Here is a 14945-nt window from a genome sequence, read left to right on the forward strand (position 1 = left end):
CCGCGTGCCGATCACGATTCCGGCTCGGGCTCCACGTAAACGCCCTGTTCCTTCAGCGCGTCCACGACCTCTTTGGGCATGTAGGTCTCGTCATGCTTGGCGAGAATCTCGGTGGCAACAAAAACCTGCCCGTCGTAGCTGCCGGTGCCGACCATCCCCTGCCCCTCGGCAAAGAGGTCGGGCAGAATCCCGGTAAACGCCACCGGCACGGTGGCGCCGCCATCGGTCACCGAAAACCGGATCGTCTCGCCTTCGCCGCGCACGATGGAGCCCTCCTCCACCAGCCCGCCGATGCGGAACACCTCGTTGGGCGCGGGCGGGCTCTCCATCACCTGACTGGGCGAGCGGAAGAAGTTGATGCCGTCACGAAAGCCGTAGCCGATGAGGCCCGCCGAGAGCAGCAGCGCCACGGCGGCCACCATCAGCACCTGCACCCGCCGCTTCTTCTTCAGCCCTTTCAGTCCGGCCATCGCATCACCTCACGGGAACAACGGGGCCATCATCAGCCCCTCGGTCTCCTCCAGCCCCAGCATCAGGTTGGCGTTCTGCACCGCCTGCCCGCTGGACCCTTTGGTCAGGTTGTCGAGCGCGGCAAACACGGTCGCCCGGCCCTTGGCCCGCTCGGCCGCCACGCCCAGATGCACCATGTTCGAGCCGCGGATCGAGCGGGTCGAGGGCACCTGGCCCATGGGTAGCACATGCAGGAACGGCTCGTCTTGATATGCCTCAACCAGTGCCGCGTGCAGCGCCGCCGCATCGCCCTGCACATAAGCCGCCGAGAGGATGCCCCGGTTGGCCGGCAGCAGCGTCGGCGTGAACTGCACTCGCACCTCGCGGCCCGCGGCCAGGCTGAACTCCTGGTCGAACTCGCCCAGGTGCCGGTGCTTGCCGCCCGCCGCATAGGGCATCCAGCCTTCGCTCAGCTCGGCGTGAAGCAGGTTCTCCTTCAGGCTCCGCCCGGCGCCCGAAACCCCCACCTTCATGTCGAGGATCACCGAGTCGGGGTCGATCAGCCCGGCCCGGAACAGCGGCACCAGCGAAAACAGCCCCGTCGCCGCGTTGCAGCCGGTGCCCGCCACAAAGCGCGCCCCCCGGATCTCCTCGCGGTAAAACTCGGTGAGGCCATAAACAGCCTCCTTCTGCAGCTCCACCGCCTGGTGCGGCTGGCCGTACCATTTTTCATAGGCGGCCGGGTCGCGCAGCCGGAAGTCGGCGGAGAGGTCCACCACCTTCAGATCGGCCGGCAGACCGGGGATAACCTGCTGCGAGGTCACGTGCGGCAGGGCGCAGAAGCACAGGTCGATGGCGGAAAAGTCGATCTCGTCGATCGTCACCAGCGTCGGCAGGTCGAGATGCGCCAGGTGCGGGAACACGTCGCGCATCGCCATCCCCGCCTTGCGGTCGGCAGCCAGCGCCGCAACCTCCATGCCGGGGTGGGAGGCGATGATCCTCACGAGTTCGGCGCCGGTATAGCCGGACGCGCCGAGAATGGCGATTTTTGCGGTCATGCGTCTATCCTTGGTCTTGCGTTGTGTAAGCTGAAGTCAGGCGGGCTGAAATTCAACTTCTGGTCAGGCCGAGATGAACTCGACCTTTCGTCGCAGAAACCGGGTCGCCTGGTCGGTGACCTTGCGCGGGTCCCCGGTGGTGAGAAACCTGGTCTCGGTGCCTTCCCCGCGCTTGTCGGGGTGGCGGCCGAGGTAATCGGCCAGCGACTCGGCCACGATGCTGGCCTGCGAATACACGCTCACCTCGGGCCCCAGCGCCTCCTGGAAGGCCGCCTCCATGATCGGATAATGGGTGCAGCCAAGGATCGCCGCCTCCGGCTGCGGCATCTTGCGCTTCAGCGCGTCCACATGGCTGCGCACCAGCGCCTCGGCCAGGATCATGTCACCATCCTCGATGGCATCCACCACGCCGCCGCAGGCCTGCGCCTCGACATCCACGCCAATGGCCCGAAACGCCAGCTCGCGCTGAAACGCCCGCGAGGCCACCGTGGCCGGGGTGGCAAAGAGCGCCACATGCTTCACCGCCACCTCGCGCGGGGGCGAGTTGTCGCCCCACTGCCGCTCGGTCAGCGCCTCGATCAGCGGCACGAAAACGCCCAGCACCCGCTTGCCCTGAGGCACGCCCGCCTCCTGCATCCGCCGCAAGGCCGCGGCGCTCGCGGTGTTGCAGGCCAGCACGACAAGGTCGCAGCCCTCGTTCCACAGCCGCTCCACGGCGGCGCGGGTCAGCTCGTGGATGTTGTCGGCGGTGCGCACCCCATAGGGGCTGTGGGCGTGGTCGCCATAGTAGACGAACGCCTGCTCGGGCAGCCGCTTCTGCACCGCGTCCAGCACCGTGAGGCCACCGATGCCACTGTCGAAAACGCCAACCGCCATGTGGGCTTACGCCTTGTGATGTTCTTCGAATTCCTTGCCGTATTCGCGGGCGCGAACCGGCTTGCCCGAGAGGCTATACGTCGCCTCGCGCAGGAAATCCATCAGAGCTTTCGGATCGCCGGCCCGCGCGGCGATCTCATGCTGCGGGATGGGCGCGCCCACGGCAATCTCCACCGGCTCGTCCACCCGCGCGCGGAACTCCTTGATCAGCAGCGCGATGCGCAGGGTCGAGTGGATGTGGCTGGCCATCTGGAACAGGCGCGAATTGGCCCCCTCGAAGAACACCGGCACCACCGTGGCGCCCGACTTGGCGATCATCTTGGCGGTGAACCGCCGCCAGCCCGGATCGAGCGGCCGCGAGAGCAGCCGGGCCGAGGTGCTGACCGTCCCGCCCGGAAACACCCCGATCGCCCCGCCCTGCCCGAGATAGGCCAGCGCTTCGCGCCGGGTGCGCAGGTTGATCTCTTGCGCCTCGCGGGTGCCGTCGAAGTCGATCGGCAGGATCACCTTGTTCAGCTCCTCCGAGCGCTTGAAGACCTGATGCGCGAGGATGCGAAAATCGCCCCGCGTCTGGCTCAGGATGTGCCCCATCATCAGCCCGTCGAGGATGCCGTAGGGATGGTTGGCCACCAGCACCAGCGGGCCCGTCCGGGGGATGGTGTCGAGGCTGCCGCGGGTGACGTTCAGGCTCAGCCCGTAGCGCCGCACGATCACCTCCCAGAAGTCCGCGCCGCCCGCCACGTCATGCTCGTAGCCATTCGCCCGCCGGATCAGCCCGAGCCGCCCGGTGGCGTTCTCGAGGATCTTCACGAAGGCGCGCCCCGGCTTGGAGCGCACCGAATTGGCGTAGGTGATGTCACGGGCGACCTGGTGCCGCTGGGCCATGGGCCTCTCCCTTGTTCTCATGCCGCAAAATACGGCCCGAGAGCCGATCTGGAAAGGCTCTATGACGATTTCGTAACCGGAGCGTGACAGCGGTTGGGGCGGTTGTGCAACGGGGGGCCCTCACGCCCCCCGGCAACACACTCAGGATGCTTCCGGCTAGAGCGCAGGCAGCCTATTCGGCGGCCTGCCGCAGCCCCTCCTCCGGGTTCCGGAAGGCGGCGAGCAGTTCTGCGCGCCGCTTTGCAGCCGTCTCCGCATTGGCCAGCTTGACCGGGCCGAAGCCCCGGATGGTGAGCGGCAGCTCGGCCAGCGCGAGGGCGGCGGCGCGGTTCTCCGGGCGCAGCCCCGTCAGCACCTCGCCCATGTCGGCCTCGTACTGCGCGATCAGAGCCCGCTCCAGCTTGCGCTCGTGGCCATGGCGGAACGGATCGAGGAGCGTGCCTCGCAGCCCCTTCATCCCCGCCAGCAGCTTCAGCCCGCGCCGCATCCACGGCCCGAACTGGCGCTTCTTCGGGCGGCCGCCCGGCCCCTTGGTGCCAAAGATCGGCGGGGCGAGGTGGTAGCTGAACCGCATGTCGCCCTCGAAGACCTCCGCCGCCTTGGCCTCGGTGTCGAGCAGCAGCCGCGCGGTCTCGTACTCGTCCTTGTAGGCCAGCAGCTTGTGGTAGCCCTGCGCCAGCGCCAGCTTCATCTCGTCATCCGGCGCGCGGTCCACCAGCGCGCGGTAGCGCCGCGCCGTCTCGGCGTCGCCCCAGGCCTCGAGATGCGCTTCGCGGAAGGCGATGCGCTCGGCCAGCGTCTTCTCGGCAGGCGCCTCGGGTGCGAGCATCGCGCCCGCCGCCTCCGGCTCCGCCACGGCCCAGCGACCGATCTCGAAGGCCCGTCTGTTGCCCTGCACCGCCTGCCCGTTCAGCTCGATCGCCCGCATCAGCGCCTCATGGGTCACCGGCACCAGCCCGGCCTGCCAGGCCGCGCCGAGGATCATCATGTTGGAATAGATGCTGTCGCCCAGCAAAACGCGCGAAAGCGCCTGCGCATCAAAGAGTTGCAGCCCGTCCTTCAACCTGGCCTGAAGCGCGAGCACCATCCTGTCATGCGGCAGCTTGAAGTTGATGTCGCGGGTGAAATGCCCGGTGATGATATCGGCCGCGTTCACCACTGCGCCGGTCTGGCCCACTCGCATCAGGCCCAGCGTCTTGGCCCCCGCCGTGGTCACCAGGTCGCCGCCGATCACCGCGTTGGCCTCGCCGGTGCTGACCCGGATCGCGTTGATCGCCTCGGGCGTCTCGGCGATGCGCATGTGGATATGCACCGCACCGCCCTTCTGCGCAAGCCCGGCCATCTCGATCATCCCCACGCCCTTGCCGTCGACATGGGCCGCCATCGCCAGCACCGCGCCCACGGTAACGACCCCGGTGCCGCCGACGCCGGTGATGACGATGTTATGGGTGCCCTCGATCGCGGGCAGCACCGGCTCCGGCAGGTCGGGCAGATCCACCGCCTTCTCCGGCGCCTTCTTCACCTTGGCGCCTTCGATCGTCACGAAACTGGGGCAGAAGCCGTTCAGGCAGGAGAAATCCTTGTTGCAGGCGCTCTGGTCGATCTCGCGCTTGCGGCCCAGCTCGGTCTCCTTCGGCAGGATCGCCACGCAGTTGCTCTGCACCCCGCAATCGCCGCAGCCCTCGCAGACATCGGTGTTGATGAACACCCGCCGGTCGATATCCGGGAAGGTGCCGCGCTTGCGCCGCCGCCGCTTCTCCGCGGCGCAGGTCTGCACGTAAATGATGGCCGACACGCCCTTGATCTTGCTGAACTTTTCCTGAACATCTTCCAGCTCGGCGCGCTCGTGCCGGCTCACCTCCTTCGGGAAGGCCGCAAAATCCACGTCTTCCTTCTCGTCGTAGACCAGCGCCACCTCCTTCACCCCCATCGCCAGCACCTCGCGGGCGATCTGCTGGGGCGAAAGGTCACCCTCGTTGGGTTGGCCGCCGGTCATGGCCACCGCGTCGTTGAACAGGATCTTGAAGGTGATGTTGGTGCCCGCCGCCAGCGCCGCCCTGATGGCCAGCGTTCCGGAGTGGTTGTAGGTGCCGTCGCCCAGGTTCTGAAACAGGTGTTCGCGCTTGGAAAACGGCGCCTCGCCGACCCAGTTCACACCCTCCGCCCCCATCTGGGTAAAGCGGTCGGTCGAGCGGTCCATCCAGCGCGCCATGAAATGGCAGCCGATGCCCGCCCCCGCCTCGCTGCCATCGGGCAGCCTGGTGGAGGTGTTATGCGGGCACCCGGCGCAGAAATAGGGCAGCCGCGCCGCGATATCGGGCGCGTTGTCGGCCATCCGCGCGCTCTCGATCCGCGCCATCCCGGCCTTGATCCGGTCGGTCCCGCAATCCTCCTCGATGAGAATCTGCCCCAGTTCCAGCGCGATCTGGTTGGGATCGAGCGCAAAGTGGTTGGGAAACAGCACCTCGCCGTTCTTCATCCCGCCATAGACCCGCCGGCCCCGGCGGTCGTCGAAGATCGCTTCCTTGACCTGCACCTCGATCAGCTTGCGCTTCTCTTCCACGACCACGATCACCTCGAGCCCCTCGGCCCAGTCGTGAAAGCCCTTCATGTCGAGCGGCCAGACCTGGCCCACCTTGTAGGTGGTCACCCCCAAGCGCTCGGCCTCCTCGCCGTCGATGCCCAGAAGCTCGAGCGCATGGCAGAGGTCGAGCCAGTTCTTGCCCGCCGCCACGAACCCGATCCTGGCCCCCGGCTTGCCGTGCATCCGGTGGTCGATCCGGTTTGCGTTGGCAAAGGCCTCCGCCGCAAAGCGCTTGTGCGCCAACAGGCGCTCCTCCTGCGCGATCCAGTGATCGCCCAGCCGGATGTTCAGCCCGCCCTCGGGCAGCTTGAAGTCGGGCGCAACAAAGCTCAGCCGGTCGGGGTTGCCATCCACCACCGAGGTCGCCTCCACCGTGTCCTTCATCACCTTCAGCCCGACCCAGACACCGGCATAGCGGCTCAACGCCCAGCCATAGATGCCGTAATCGAGAATTTCCTGAACGCCCGCCGGGCTGAGCACCGGCATATGCACGTCCACCAGCGCCCAGTCGGACTGGTGGCAGGTGGTCGAGCTCTCGCCGGTGTGGTCATCGCCCATCGCCATCAGCACGCCGCCGTGCGGGCTGGTGCCGGCCATGTTGGCGTGGCGCATCGCGTCGCCGGTGCGGTCCACCCCCGGCCCCTTGCCGTACCAGAGCCCGAAGACCCCGTCGAACTTGCCCTCGCCGCGCAACTCCGCCGCCTGGCTGCCCCAGAGCGCGGTGGCCGCGAGGTCTTCGTTCAGCCCCGGCTCGAAGCGCACGTCATGGGCGGCCAGCACCTTGCCGGCCCTGGTCATCCATTGATCCACCCCGCCCAGCGGCGAGCCGCGATAGCCGGTGCAATAGCCTGCGGTGTTCAGCCCCGCCGCCCTGTCGCGGGCCTTCTGCATCAGCATCAGCCGCACCAGCGCCTGCGTGCCGTTCAGCAGAACGGGGGTTTTCTCGAGGTCGAAACGGTCGGTGAGACTTACGTCCTGCCTGGTCATTACGCGCTTCCTCCCAGTCGCGAGTATATCATGAACTTAGGTCATAATTTCTGACCTACAAACAGAATTGTGCGGTGGTTAACCATTTGCGCCTAGGGTCCCGACGTGCATAAGGATGCTGCGCCGCAAGCGCTTCGGATTTTGATGATTGGTTCAGGATGGATTGGGACAAGCTCAGAATATTTCACGCCGTGGCGGATGCCGGCTCGCTCACCCATGCGGGTGAGACGCTCGGCCTGTCGCAATCGGCGGTCTCGCGGCAGATTCGGTCGCTGGAAGAGAGCCTCAATGCCACCCTTTTCCATCGTCACGCACGGGGGCTGATTCTCACCGAGCAGGGCGAGCTGCTGTTCGACGCCACCCAGGTGATGAACCGCCGGCTCGATACCGCCGCCGCCCGCATCCGCGACAGCGAGGAGGAGGTCTTCGGCGAGCTGCGGGTCACCGCCACCACCGGCTTCGGCACGCTCTGGCTCACCCCGCGCCTTCCGGCCCTTTACGAGCGCTACCCCGATCTTTCGATCGACCTCAACCTCGAGGAGCGGGTGCTCGACCTGCCGATGCGCGAGGCCGACGTGGCGATCCGGATGAAGGAGCCCTCCCAGGCCGATCTCATCCGCCGTCGCCTGATGGGCGTGCGGATGCGGCTCTACGCCTCCGAAACCTACGTTGCCAGCCATGGCGCACCCGCCACGCTCGATGACATGTCGGAGCACCGGCTCATCAGCCAGGCCGCCCATTCCACCCAGGTGCGCGCCGGGGCCGAGATGATCGCCGCGCTGCTCACCCGCGACATCACCAAGCGACTCACCGTCAACAACTACTTCGGGGTGCTGCAAGCGGTCATCAACCACCTCGGCATCGGCGTGCTGCCCGACTACGTCGCGCTCGACACGCCGGGGCTGGTTCGGGTGCTTCCCGAGGAGGAGAGCTCCGAGGTGCCCGTGTTTCTCGCCTACCCCGAAGAATTACGCCAATCCAAGAGGATAGCCGCCTTCAGGGACTTCGTGACCAGCGAGATCCAGGCACAACGCAAGGCTGTACGGGACGCCGCATTCGAATAGCTTTGCCCTGTGTGCCATGCGCCACAGTCATGGCTGACATTCGCACGTGCGGCATATTAAGACTTGAATGAAAGCGTCGGCTGCCCATATGAGAGGACATTAGGCGCACCGGCTCAGGCCAGCGCGTCTTTTACCTCCCTGTTGGACTTAGGCCGAGCTTGTCTCGGCCTCTTTTTTTGTCCAACCGTCTGGCATTGCAGCAGTTTCGGGGGCCCGGGCGGGCCGAATTTGCCGGAGCCTGCACCAGAAAATCCATCCTTGCAACCCCCCGGCACGGGGCCTGGCAACACTCCGTTTCCAAAACGGAAACAGGCGCCGCGACACCCCGTGCCGCAGCGCCGAAGCCTGCCTGGCCTGGGTCAGAGGTCGCGCAGGGAGCGCGTGAACCGCCGTTCGGTCAGCCGCAATTGCACCTTCCGGTCGTCCAGCGAGCGCGGGTCGGTGGTCAGCTTCACCGTGCGCCCTTCGTGGCTCCCGAGTTCGCCCGACAGCCGCGCCACCACCTCGACGCCCGCAGAGGAGTAGCTCACCGCCAGCACCCGGCCCAGCACCACGCCGTCGGACGACAGCAGCGCCGTGCCCTTGTAGGAGGCCAGCCGCTGGGCCAGCAGCAAGCGCTTGCGCTCCGCCTCCGCCTCGGTCATCGCGGCGGGCGCGGTCATCGCGCTGGCCGTCACCGCGCCGCCTGTGCCGGAGCTCTCCGGCGTCGCACCGTGCCCGCCCCCGATGGCCACGTCCACCTCGGCACTTCCGCCCGAGCTCGAGCCGCCGACCGAAACGCCCGCGCTGACGCCACCGCCACCGCCCACGCTCACCCCGGCATCCACACCGGACTTGCCTGCCCCCACCGAGGCGCTGACCCCGCCACCGCCACCCAGCGACACGCCGATCTCCAGCGCCTGCACCGGCTGCGGGGTTGCAAGGCAAAGGGCTGCGGCGACCATCGCCGTTGCGGCCTTCAGTCCATTCTTTGTCAAATAATCCATGGATCTACCTTTCGTCACCTTTACCCCGCCCGAATCAACCTTGGGGTCACAAAGGGACGATTTTGTGTCGGCCTCGCAAGAAAGGATGAAACAGTCATTTGCATGTCCGCCGCATAGTTCCGCATCCGGCGACCAACATCGCGCAATGCGGCAGAACCGTGAAGCCGGCACCTCGCCAAACGAGAAAAGGGTGCGCCCTGCAGGACGCACCCTTCCCGAGCTGCCTCAACCTGGGGGGCGAAGTCAGCTGTTCTTGACGCTGCTCACGAAGCGGTTGCGCGACATCGAGAGCCAGACAACGCGGTCCTTCACGCTGCTCTTTCCGAGCGAGAGCACCACGTAGTCGGCCCGCACCTTCAGCGAGTCCGCCAGGGCCACACGGGCGCGGATCTTGCCGTTGGACATCGTCGCATGCACGACCTCGCCCACCAGCTGCCCGTCCGACGAGAGCACCACCGTGCCCACGAGGTCGCCCGCCATGAACCGCTTGGCCGGGATCGCAGAGCCGAAGGGCTCGGCGCGCGTGGTCGTCACACCCGGCGTACCCGGTGTGGTCGGCGTTCCCGCGCCCCCGCCCGAGCCGCCCCCCGAGCCGCCGCCCCCCACCGACACATCCACATCGGCCAGGTTGCTGCCGCCGCCCCCGACGCCCACGTTCACATCGGCCACGCTGCCGCCGCCGCCACCCACCGTGGCATCGGCGTTCACGCCCCCGGAGCCGCCCACCGAAACATCGGCACTGGCCACCGAGCCCCCGCCAACGCTCACCCCGGCGGAAATGCCGCCGACACTCACGCCCACGCCCAGGCCTCCGGCTTGCGCCGGCACAACCAGAGCGAAAGATGCGCCGACCACGGCCGCAGCCTTCATTGACTTGTTAAGTATCTGCACGCTAATCATTTTTCTGCTCCTGGCAATAGTTCCATCGGATGCCCCACACCTCAGATGATAGCATTCCGCTCTCCCTCCGGCTGCATCACATGCCGGTAACGGAACCGTGAACTGACCCCATGGAACCGTAAGCATACGCAATGAAATTAACGATCTGCCAACAATCGCTGGCTGGCCTTCATCGGCGAAAATCTGGGCCTACGACCATGGTCGGTGTGAGACTCAGGCACTGACCCCGCGTCAACAAACTGTTTCCAAACGGTTTTTGCCCACCTGCAATCGGTTACACACGCCCGGCGTGAAAAAGGTTAACGCCAGATGCAGCTTTTACGCCCCCCGCGCCGGCCCCTCCGATTCGCCAATCCCGGCCCGCTGCACTTTGCGCCTTTCCCTCCTGCGGCCCTTTTTCTAAAAGGCGCGTGAGCATCAGGGGAGCCATCATGACCGAACCCGAAATCACGCCCGAACTGATCGAAGCCCACGGGCTGAAGCCGGATGAGTATGAGCGCATCCTCGAGATCATCGGGCGCGAGCCGAGTTTCACCGAGCTCGGCATCTTCTCGGCCATGTGGAACGAGCACTGCTCCTACAAGTCCTCCAAGATCCACCTGCGCAAGCTGCCCACCTCCGGCCCCCAGGTGATCTGCGGCCCCGGCGAGAACGCGGGCGTGGTCGACATCGGCGATGGCCAGGCCGTGGTGTTCAAGATGGAGAGCCACAACCACCCCAGCTACATCGAGCCCTATCAGGGCGCGGCCACCGGCGTGGGCGGCATCCTGCGCGATGTCTTCACCATGGGCGCCCGGCCCATCGCGGCGATGAACGCGCTCAGCTTCGGCGAAACCGCCCACCCCAAGACCCGCCAGCTGGTCAACGGCGTGGTCCACGGCATCGGCGGCTATGGCAACTGCTTCGGCGTGCCCACCGTGGGCGGCGAGGTCCGCTTTCACCCGGCCTACAACGGCAACTGCCTCGTCAACGCCTTCGCCGCCGGCCTGGCGGACGCCGACAAGATCTTCTACTCCGCCGCCTCCGGCGTGGGCCGCCCCGTGGTCTACCTCGGTGCCAAGACGGGGCGTGACGGCGTCGGCGGCGCCACCATGGCCTCGGCCGAGTTCGACGACACCATCGAAGAGAAGCGCCCCACCGTGCAGGTCGGCGACCCCTTCACCGAAAAGCGGCTGATGGAGGCCACGCTGGAGCTGATGCAGACCGGCGCGGTGATCTCGATCCAGGACATGGGCGCCGCCGGCCTCACCTGCTCCGCCGTCGAGATGGGCGACAAGGGCGGCCTCGGCATCCGGCTCAACCTCGACGCCGTGCCCCAGCGCGAGCCCGACATGACCGCCTACGAGATGATGCTGTCCGAGTCGCAGGAGCGCATGCTCATGGTGCTCGACCCGGCCCGCGAGGCCGAGGCCCGCGCCGTCTTCGAGAAGTGGGATCTCGACTTCGCCATCGTCGGCGAGACCATCGCCGAAGACCGCTTCATCGTGATCCACGGCAACGAGACCAAGGCCGACCTGCCGCTGGCCACCCTCTCCGGCTCCGCCCCCGAGTATGACCGGCCCTGGGTCGAGACGCCCCCCGCCGCGCCGCTCGCTCCGATCCCCGAGATCGACCCCATCGACGGCCTGAAAACCCTGATCGGCTCGCCCAACTACGCCCACAAGGCCTGGGTCTGGGAGCAATACGACACGATGGTCATGGCCGATACCGCCGTGCCCCCCGGCGCGGGCGCCGGCGTGGTGCGCGTCCATGGCACCGGCAAGGCGCTGGCCTTCACCTCCGACGTGACCCCGCGCTACGTCAAGGCCAACCCCTACGAGGGCGGCAAGCAGGCGGTGGCCGAGGCCTACCGCAACCTCACCGCCAAGGGCGCCCTGCCGCTGGCCACCACCGACAACCTGAACTTCGGCAACCCCGAGAAGCCCGAGATCATGGGCCAGTTCGTCGGCGCCCTGCGCGGCATCGGCGAGGCCTGCGAGGCGCTCGACATGCCCATCGTCTCCGGCAACGTCTCGCTCTACAACGAGACCGACGGGCAAGGCATCCTGCCCACCCCCACCATCGGCGCCGTCGGCCTGCTCGACAGCCTCGACCAGCTCATCGACGGCCAGGCCCGCCCCGGCCATGTCGCCCTTCTGGTCGGCGCCGAGGGCAGCCACCTCGGCCAGTCCGCCCTGCTCTACGAGGCCTTCGCCCGTGAAGACGGCGACGCGCCCCACGTCGACCTCGCCGCCGAGAAGGCCCACGGCGCCTTCATCCGCGCCAATGCCGGGCTGATCGTCGCCTGCACCGACCTCGCCGATGGCGGCCTCGCGCTCGCCGCCTTCGAGATGGCCGAGGCGGCCGGCACCGGCGTCACCATCGAGGCGGCAGGCAACGGCCCGCTCTTCGGCGAAGACCAGGGCCGCTATCTCATCGCCTGCTCCTTCGACAAGGCCGAGGCGCTGATGGTCGAGGCCGGCAAGGCAGGCGTGCCCGTCACCACCGTTGGCAAGTTCGGCGGCGACAGCGTGTCTCTCGGCGGCAGCTCCGCGCCGCGCGCCGAGCTCTCCGCCCTCTACCGGGGCGTCTTCGCCGAGGCCTTCGACTGATGCAGGCAGGGACACCCCGCCAATCGCCATGACCGAGCTGCCCGACCTCACCCCCGACTGCGAGCACTGCGCCGCGCTCTGCTGCATGGCGCTGGCCTTCGACGCGGGCGATGACTTCGCCATCGACAAACCCGCCGGCCTGCCCTGCCCCAAGCTCGCGGGCCATGCCTGCACCATCTACGACCACCTCGAGGCCGAGGGCTTCTCCGGCTGTGCCCGCTACACCTGCCACGGCGCAGGGCAGCGGGTCACCCAGGAGGTGTTCGACGGCGCCACCTGGGTCGATACGCCCGAGCTGGCCGGCCCGATGTCGGAGGCGCTCCGTCAGATGAAATCGGTCCACCAGGCGCTCGAGCTGCTGGCCTCCGCCGAGCGGCTGGAGCTGGAGGACGACGACGAGGAGACCCGGCAGGAGATCGTCGCCGCACTCTCGCCCGAGGCGGGCTTCACCCCCGAGACCCTGGCCGCCACCGCCGAGACGCTGAAGCGCGTGCCCGCCTTTCTGGCGAGCCTGCGCGACTACATCTGAGGCACGACCTCGATCAGCCGCCGCAGCCCTTCGGCAATATCCGCCTCGCCCCGCGCATAGGAAAACCGCAGCCACTTCGCACCCCGCGCGGAGTCGAAATCGAGGCCCGGGGTCGCCGCAACCCCTGCCCTTTCAAGCAGTTGCCGGGAGAAGTTCAGGCTGTTTTCGGTCAGCTCCGACACGTCCGCATAAACGTAAAACGCCCCATCCGGCGGCGCGAAGCGGGTAAAGCCGGCCTTGGGCAAGCCCTCCAGCATCGCCGCCCGGTTGCGGGCATAGACGGCCCGGTTGGCCTCCAGTTCCTCTTCGCAGTCGAGCGCCGCCAACGCGGCCACCTGCGCCACATGGGGCGGGCAGATGAACATGTTCTGCGCCAGCCGCTCGTAGGTGCGGATATCCGCCTCCGGCACCACCATCCAGCCCACGCGCCAGCCGGTCATGCTGAAATACTTGGAGAAGGAGTTGATCACCACAACATCATCCGTAAGCTCCAGCGCGCTCACCGCCCGATCGCCGTAGTGCAGCCCGTGGTAAATCTCGTCGCTGACAACGCTCGCCCCAATCTCCCCCGCCCGCTCCAGCAAGGCCGACAGGGCGCCGCGGTTCAGGATCGTCCCGGTCGGGTTGCCCGGCGAGGCCAGGATCAGCCCCGCAAGCCCCTCAGGCACATCCTCCGGCGCGGGCTGCATCCGGGTGGCCAGCCGCGCCTCGATCTCCACCGGCTGCAAGCTCAACGCCCGCAATATCTGCCGGTAACTCGGATAGCCCGGCGCCCCCAGCCCCACCTTCTCGCCCGCGTCGAACAGCGCCGAGAAGGCCAGCAGGAAGGCCCCCGAGGAGCCCGTGGTCACGATCACCCGCTCCGGGTTCAGCTCCACCCCGTACCAGCGTGCATAAAGCCGCGCGATCCCCGCGCGCAGCTCCGGCAGCCCCAGCGCCACGGTGTAGCCCAGCGGCCCCGCCTCCAGCGCCGCCGCCACCGCCGCCCGCGCACCCGCCGGTGCCGGCGTGCCCGGCTGGCCTACCTCCATGTGGATCACGCTGCGCCCCGCCGCTTCCGCCGCCCGCGCGGCCTCCATCACGTCCATCACGATGAAGGGATCGACCTCGCTTCGCCTTGAAACCCGCATCTGCCTCTCCTTAACCTGTGGCCACCACACCCAAGCGGCGCCCTGCCGTCAACATCGCCCTCGCTTGCGGCACCGCACGAACCGTGCGAAACCCGCCGCAACCTGCCAGCCAAAGGACGACAGTCATGTTCCGCGCCCCCCTTCTCGCCGCCACCCTCGCCCTCACGGCCCTGCCCGCCGCCGCCTTCGACATGGCCGCGATGAGCGATGCCGAGCGCGAGGCCTTCCGCGCCGAGATCCGCGCCTACCTGCTCGACAACCCCGAGGTGCTGATGGAGGCCATCGGCGTGCTCGAGGAGCGCCAGGCCGAGGCCCAGGCCCAGGGCGACGTGGCCCTCGTGTCCTCTCACGCCGATGCGCTCTTCAACGACGGCTTCAGCTGGGTCGGCGGCAACCCCGAGGGCGACATCACCATCGTCGAGTTCATGGATTACCGCTGCGGGTACTGCAAGAAGGCCTTTCCCGAGGTCGAGAGCCTGATCGAGGCCGATGGCAACATCCGCTTCATCGTCAAGGAGTTCCCGATCCTCGGCGAACAGTCCGAGCTGGCCTCCCGCTTCGCCATCGCCACGCTCCAGGTCGAGGGCGACGCGGCCTACAAGGCCGTGCATGACGGGCTGATGCAGATGCGCGGCGAGATCAACGAGGCCTCGCTCACCGCCCTGGCCGCCGAAGCCGCCTTCGACCCGGCCCCGGTGCTCGCCGCCATGACCTCCGACGAGGTCAGCGCCGTCATCGCCGAGAACCGCGCGCTCGCCCAGCAGATGCAGATCAGCGGCACGCCCACCTTCGTGCTCGAAGACCAGATGCTGCGCGGCTACGTGCCCCTGCAAGCCATGATGGGCCTCGTCAGCGAGGCCCGCGACGCGAAGTGACGCGCCGCTTCATCCGGGATGCCTGAACGC

12 protein-coding genes are annotated in these 14945 nt (G+C 67.6%); 4 read left to right on the forward strand and 8 right to left on the reverse strand.

Features of this window, described 5'->3' with window-relative positions; genetic code table 11:
• Positions 1–11: 11 nt before the first annotated feature.
• The 5 genes from ccmE to BUR94_RS08465 all read right to left on the reverse strand — a co-directional run bounded on the left by ccmE (position 12) and on the right by BUR94_RS08465 (position 6840).
• The gene (ccmE, locus tag BUR94_RS08445) at positions 12–470 is read right to left on the reverse strand and encodes a cytochrome c maturation protein CcmE (protein WP_074255818.1); all 459 of its coding nucleotides are present in this window, start codon (positions 468–470) and stop codon (positions 12–14) included.
• Between the two features lie 9 nt (positions 471–479).
• On the reverse strand, positions 480–1508 hold the full coding sequence (gene argC, locus BUR94_RS08450; protein ID WP_074255820.1) for an N-acetyl-gamma-glutamyl-phosphate reductase: 1029 nt from the start codon (positions 1506–1508) through the stop codon (positions 480–482).
• Between the two features lie 63 nt (positions 1509–1571).
• Positions 1572–2384 (reverse strand): glutamate racemase, encoded by an 813-nt coding sequence (gene murI / locus BUR94_RS08455; protein WP_074255822.1) that lies wholly within the window; start codon positions 2382–2384, stop codon positions 1572–1574.
• 6 nt (positions 2385–2390) lie between these two features.
• Positions 2391–3269, reverse strand: coding sequence for a lysophospholipid acyltransferase family protein (locus BUR94_RS08460; RefSeq protein ID WP_074255823.1), 879 nt, complete (start codon positions 3267–3269; stop codon positions 2391–2393).
• Positions 3270–3441: 172 nt separating this feature from the next.
• Positions 3442–6840 (reverse strand): indolepyruvate ferredoxin oxidoreductase family protein, encoded by a 3399-nt coding sequence (locus BUR94_RS08465; RefSeq protein WP_074255825.1) that lies wholly within the window; start codon positions 6838–6840, stop codon positions 3442–3444.
• Between the two features lie 158 nt (positions 6841–6998).
• Between BUR94_RS08465 and BUR94_RS08470 the strand changes: the two genes are divergently transcribed.
• Positions 6999–7904, forward strand: a complete 906-nt coding sequence (locus BUR94_RS08470) for a LysR family transcriptional regulator (RefSeq protein WP_074255827.1) — start codon at positions 6999–7001, stop codon at positions 7902–7904.
• 359 nt (positions 7905–8263) lie between these two features.
• Here BUR94_RS08470 and BUR94_RS08475 read toward each other — a convergent pair whose 3' ends face one another.
• Both BUR94_RS08475 and BUR94_RS08480 read right to left on the reverse strand, forming a co-directional pair.
• On the reverse strand, positions 8264–8890 hold the full coding sequence (locus tag BUR94_RS08475) for a hypothetical protein (protein WP_074255829.1): 627 nt from the start codon (positions 8888–8890) through the stop codon (positions 8264–8266).
• 243 nt (positions 8891–9133) lie between these two features.
• Positions 9134–9760, reverse strand: a complete 627-nt coding sequence (locus tag BUR94_RS08480) for a hypothetical protein (protein WP_074255831.1) — start codon at positions 9758–9760, stop codon at positions 9134–9136.
• A gap of 461 nt (positions 9761–10221) precedes the next feature.
• On the opposite strand from BUR94_RS08480, the gene purL reads away from it, so the two are divergent.
• Complete coding sequence (purL, locus tag BUR94_RS08485; RefSeq protein WP_074255833.1) at positions 10222–12381, forward strand: phosphoribosylformylglycinamidine synthase subunit PurL; 2160 nt, start codon at positions 10222–10224, stop codon at positions 12379–12381.
• A gap of 28 nt (positions 12382–12409) precedes the next feature.
• On the forward strand, positions 12410–12910 hold the full coding sequence (locus BUR94_RS08490; protein WP_074255834.1) for a hypothetical protein: 501 nt from the start codon (positions 12410–12412) through the stop codon (positions 12908–12910).
• Here the strand turns inward: BUR94_RS08490 and BUR94_RS08495 are convergent.
• Complete coding sequence (locus BUR94_RS08495) at positions 12901–14040, reverse strand: pyridoxal phosphate-dependent aminotransferase (protein ID WP_074255835.1); 1140 nt, start codon at positions 14038–14040, stop codon at positions 12901–12903. The two genes, BUR94_RS08490 and BUR94_RS08495, sit on opposite strands and share 10 nt — an antisense overlap.
• Before the next feature lie 125 nt (positions 14041–14165).
• Here BUR94_RS08495 and BUR94_RS08500 point away from each other — a divergent pair, with 125 nt between their 5' ends.
• Entirely contained in the window at positions 14166–14915 is a 750-nt protein-coding gene (locus BUR94_RS08500) for a DsbA family protein (protein WP_074255837.1), read from the forward strand.
• The last annotated feature ends 30 nt before the right edge of the window (positions 14916–14945 follow it).

This window comes from Vannielia litorea, assembly GCF_900142295.1.
In the GTDB taxonomy this organism is placed as follows: Bacteria; Pseudomonadota; Alphaproteobacteria; order Rhodobacterales; family Rhodobacteraceae; genus Vannielia; species Vannielia litorea.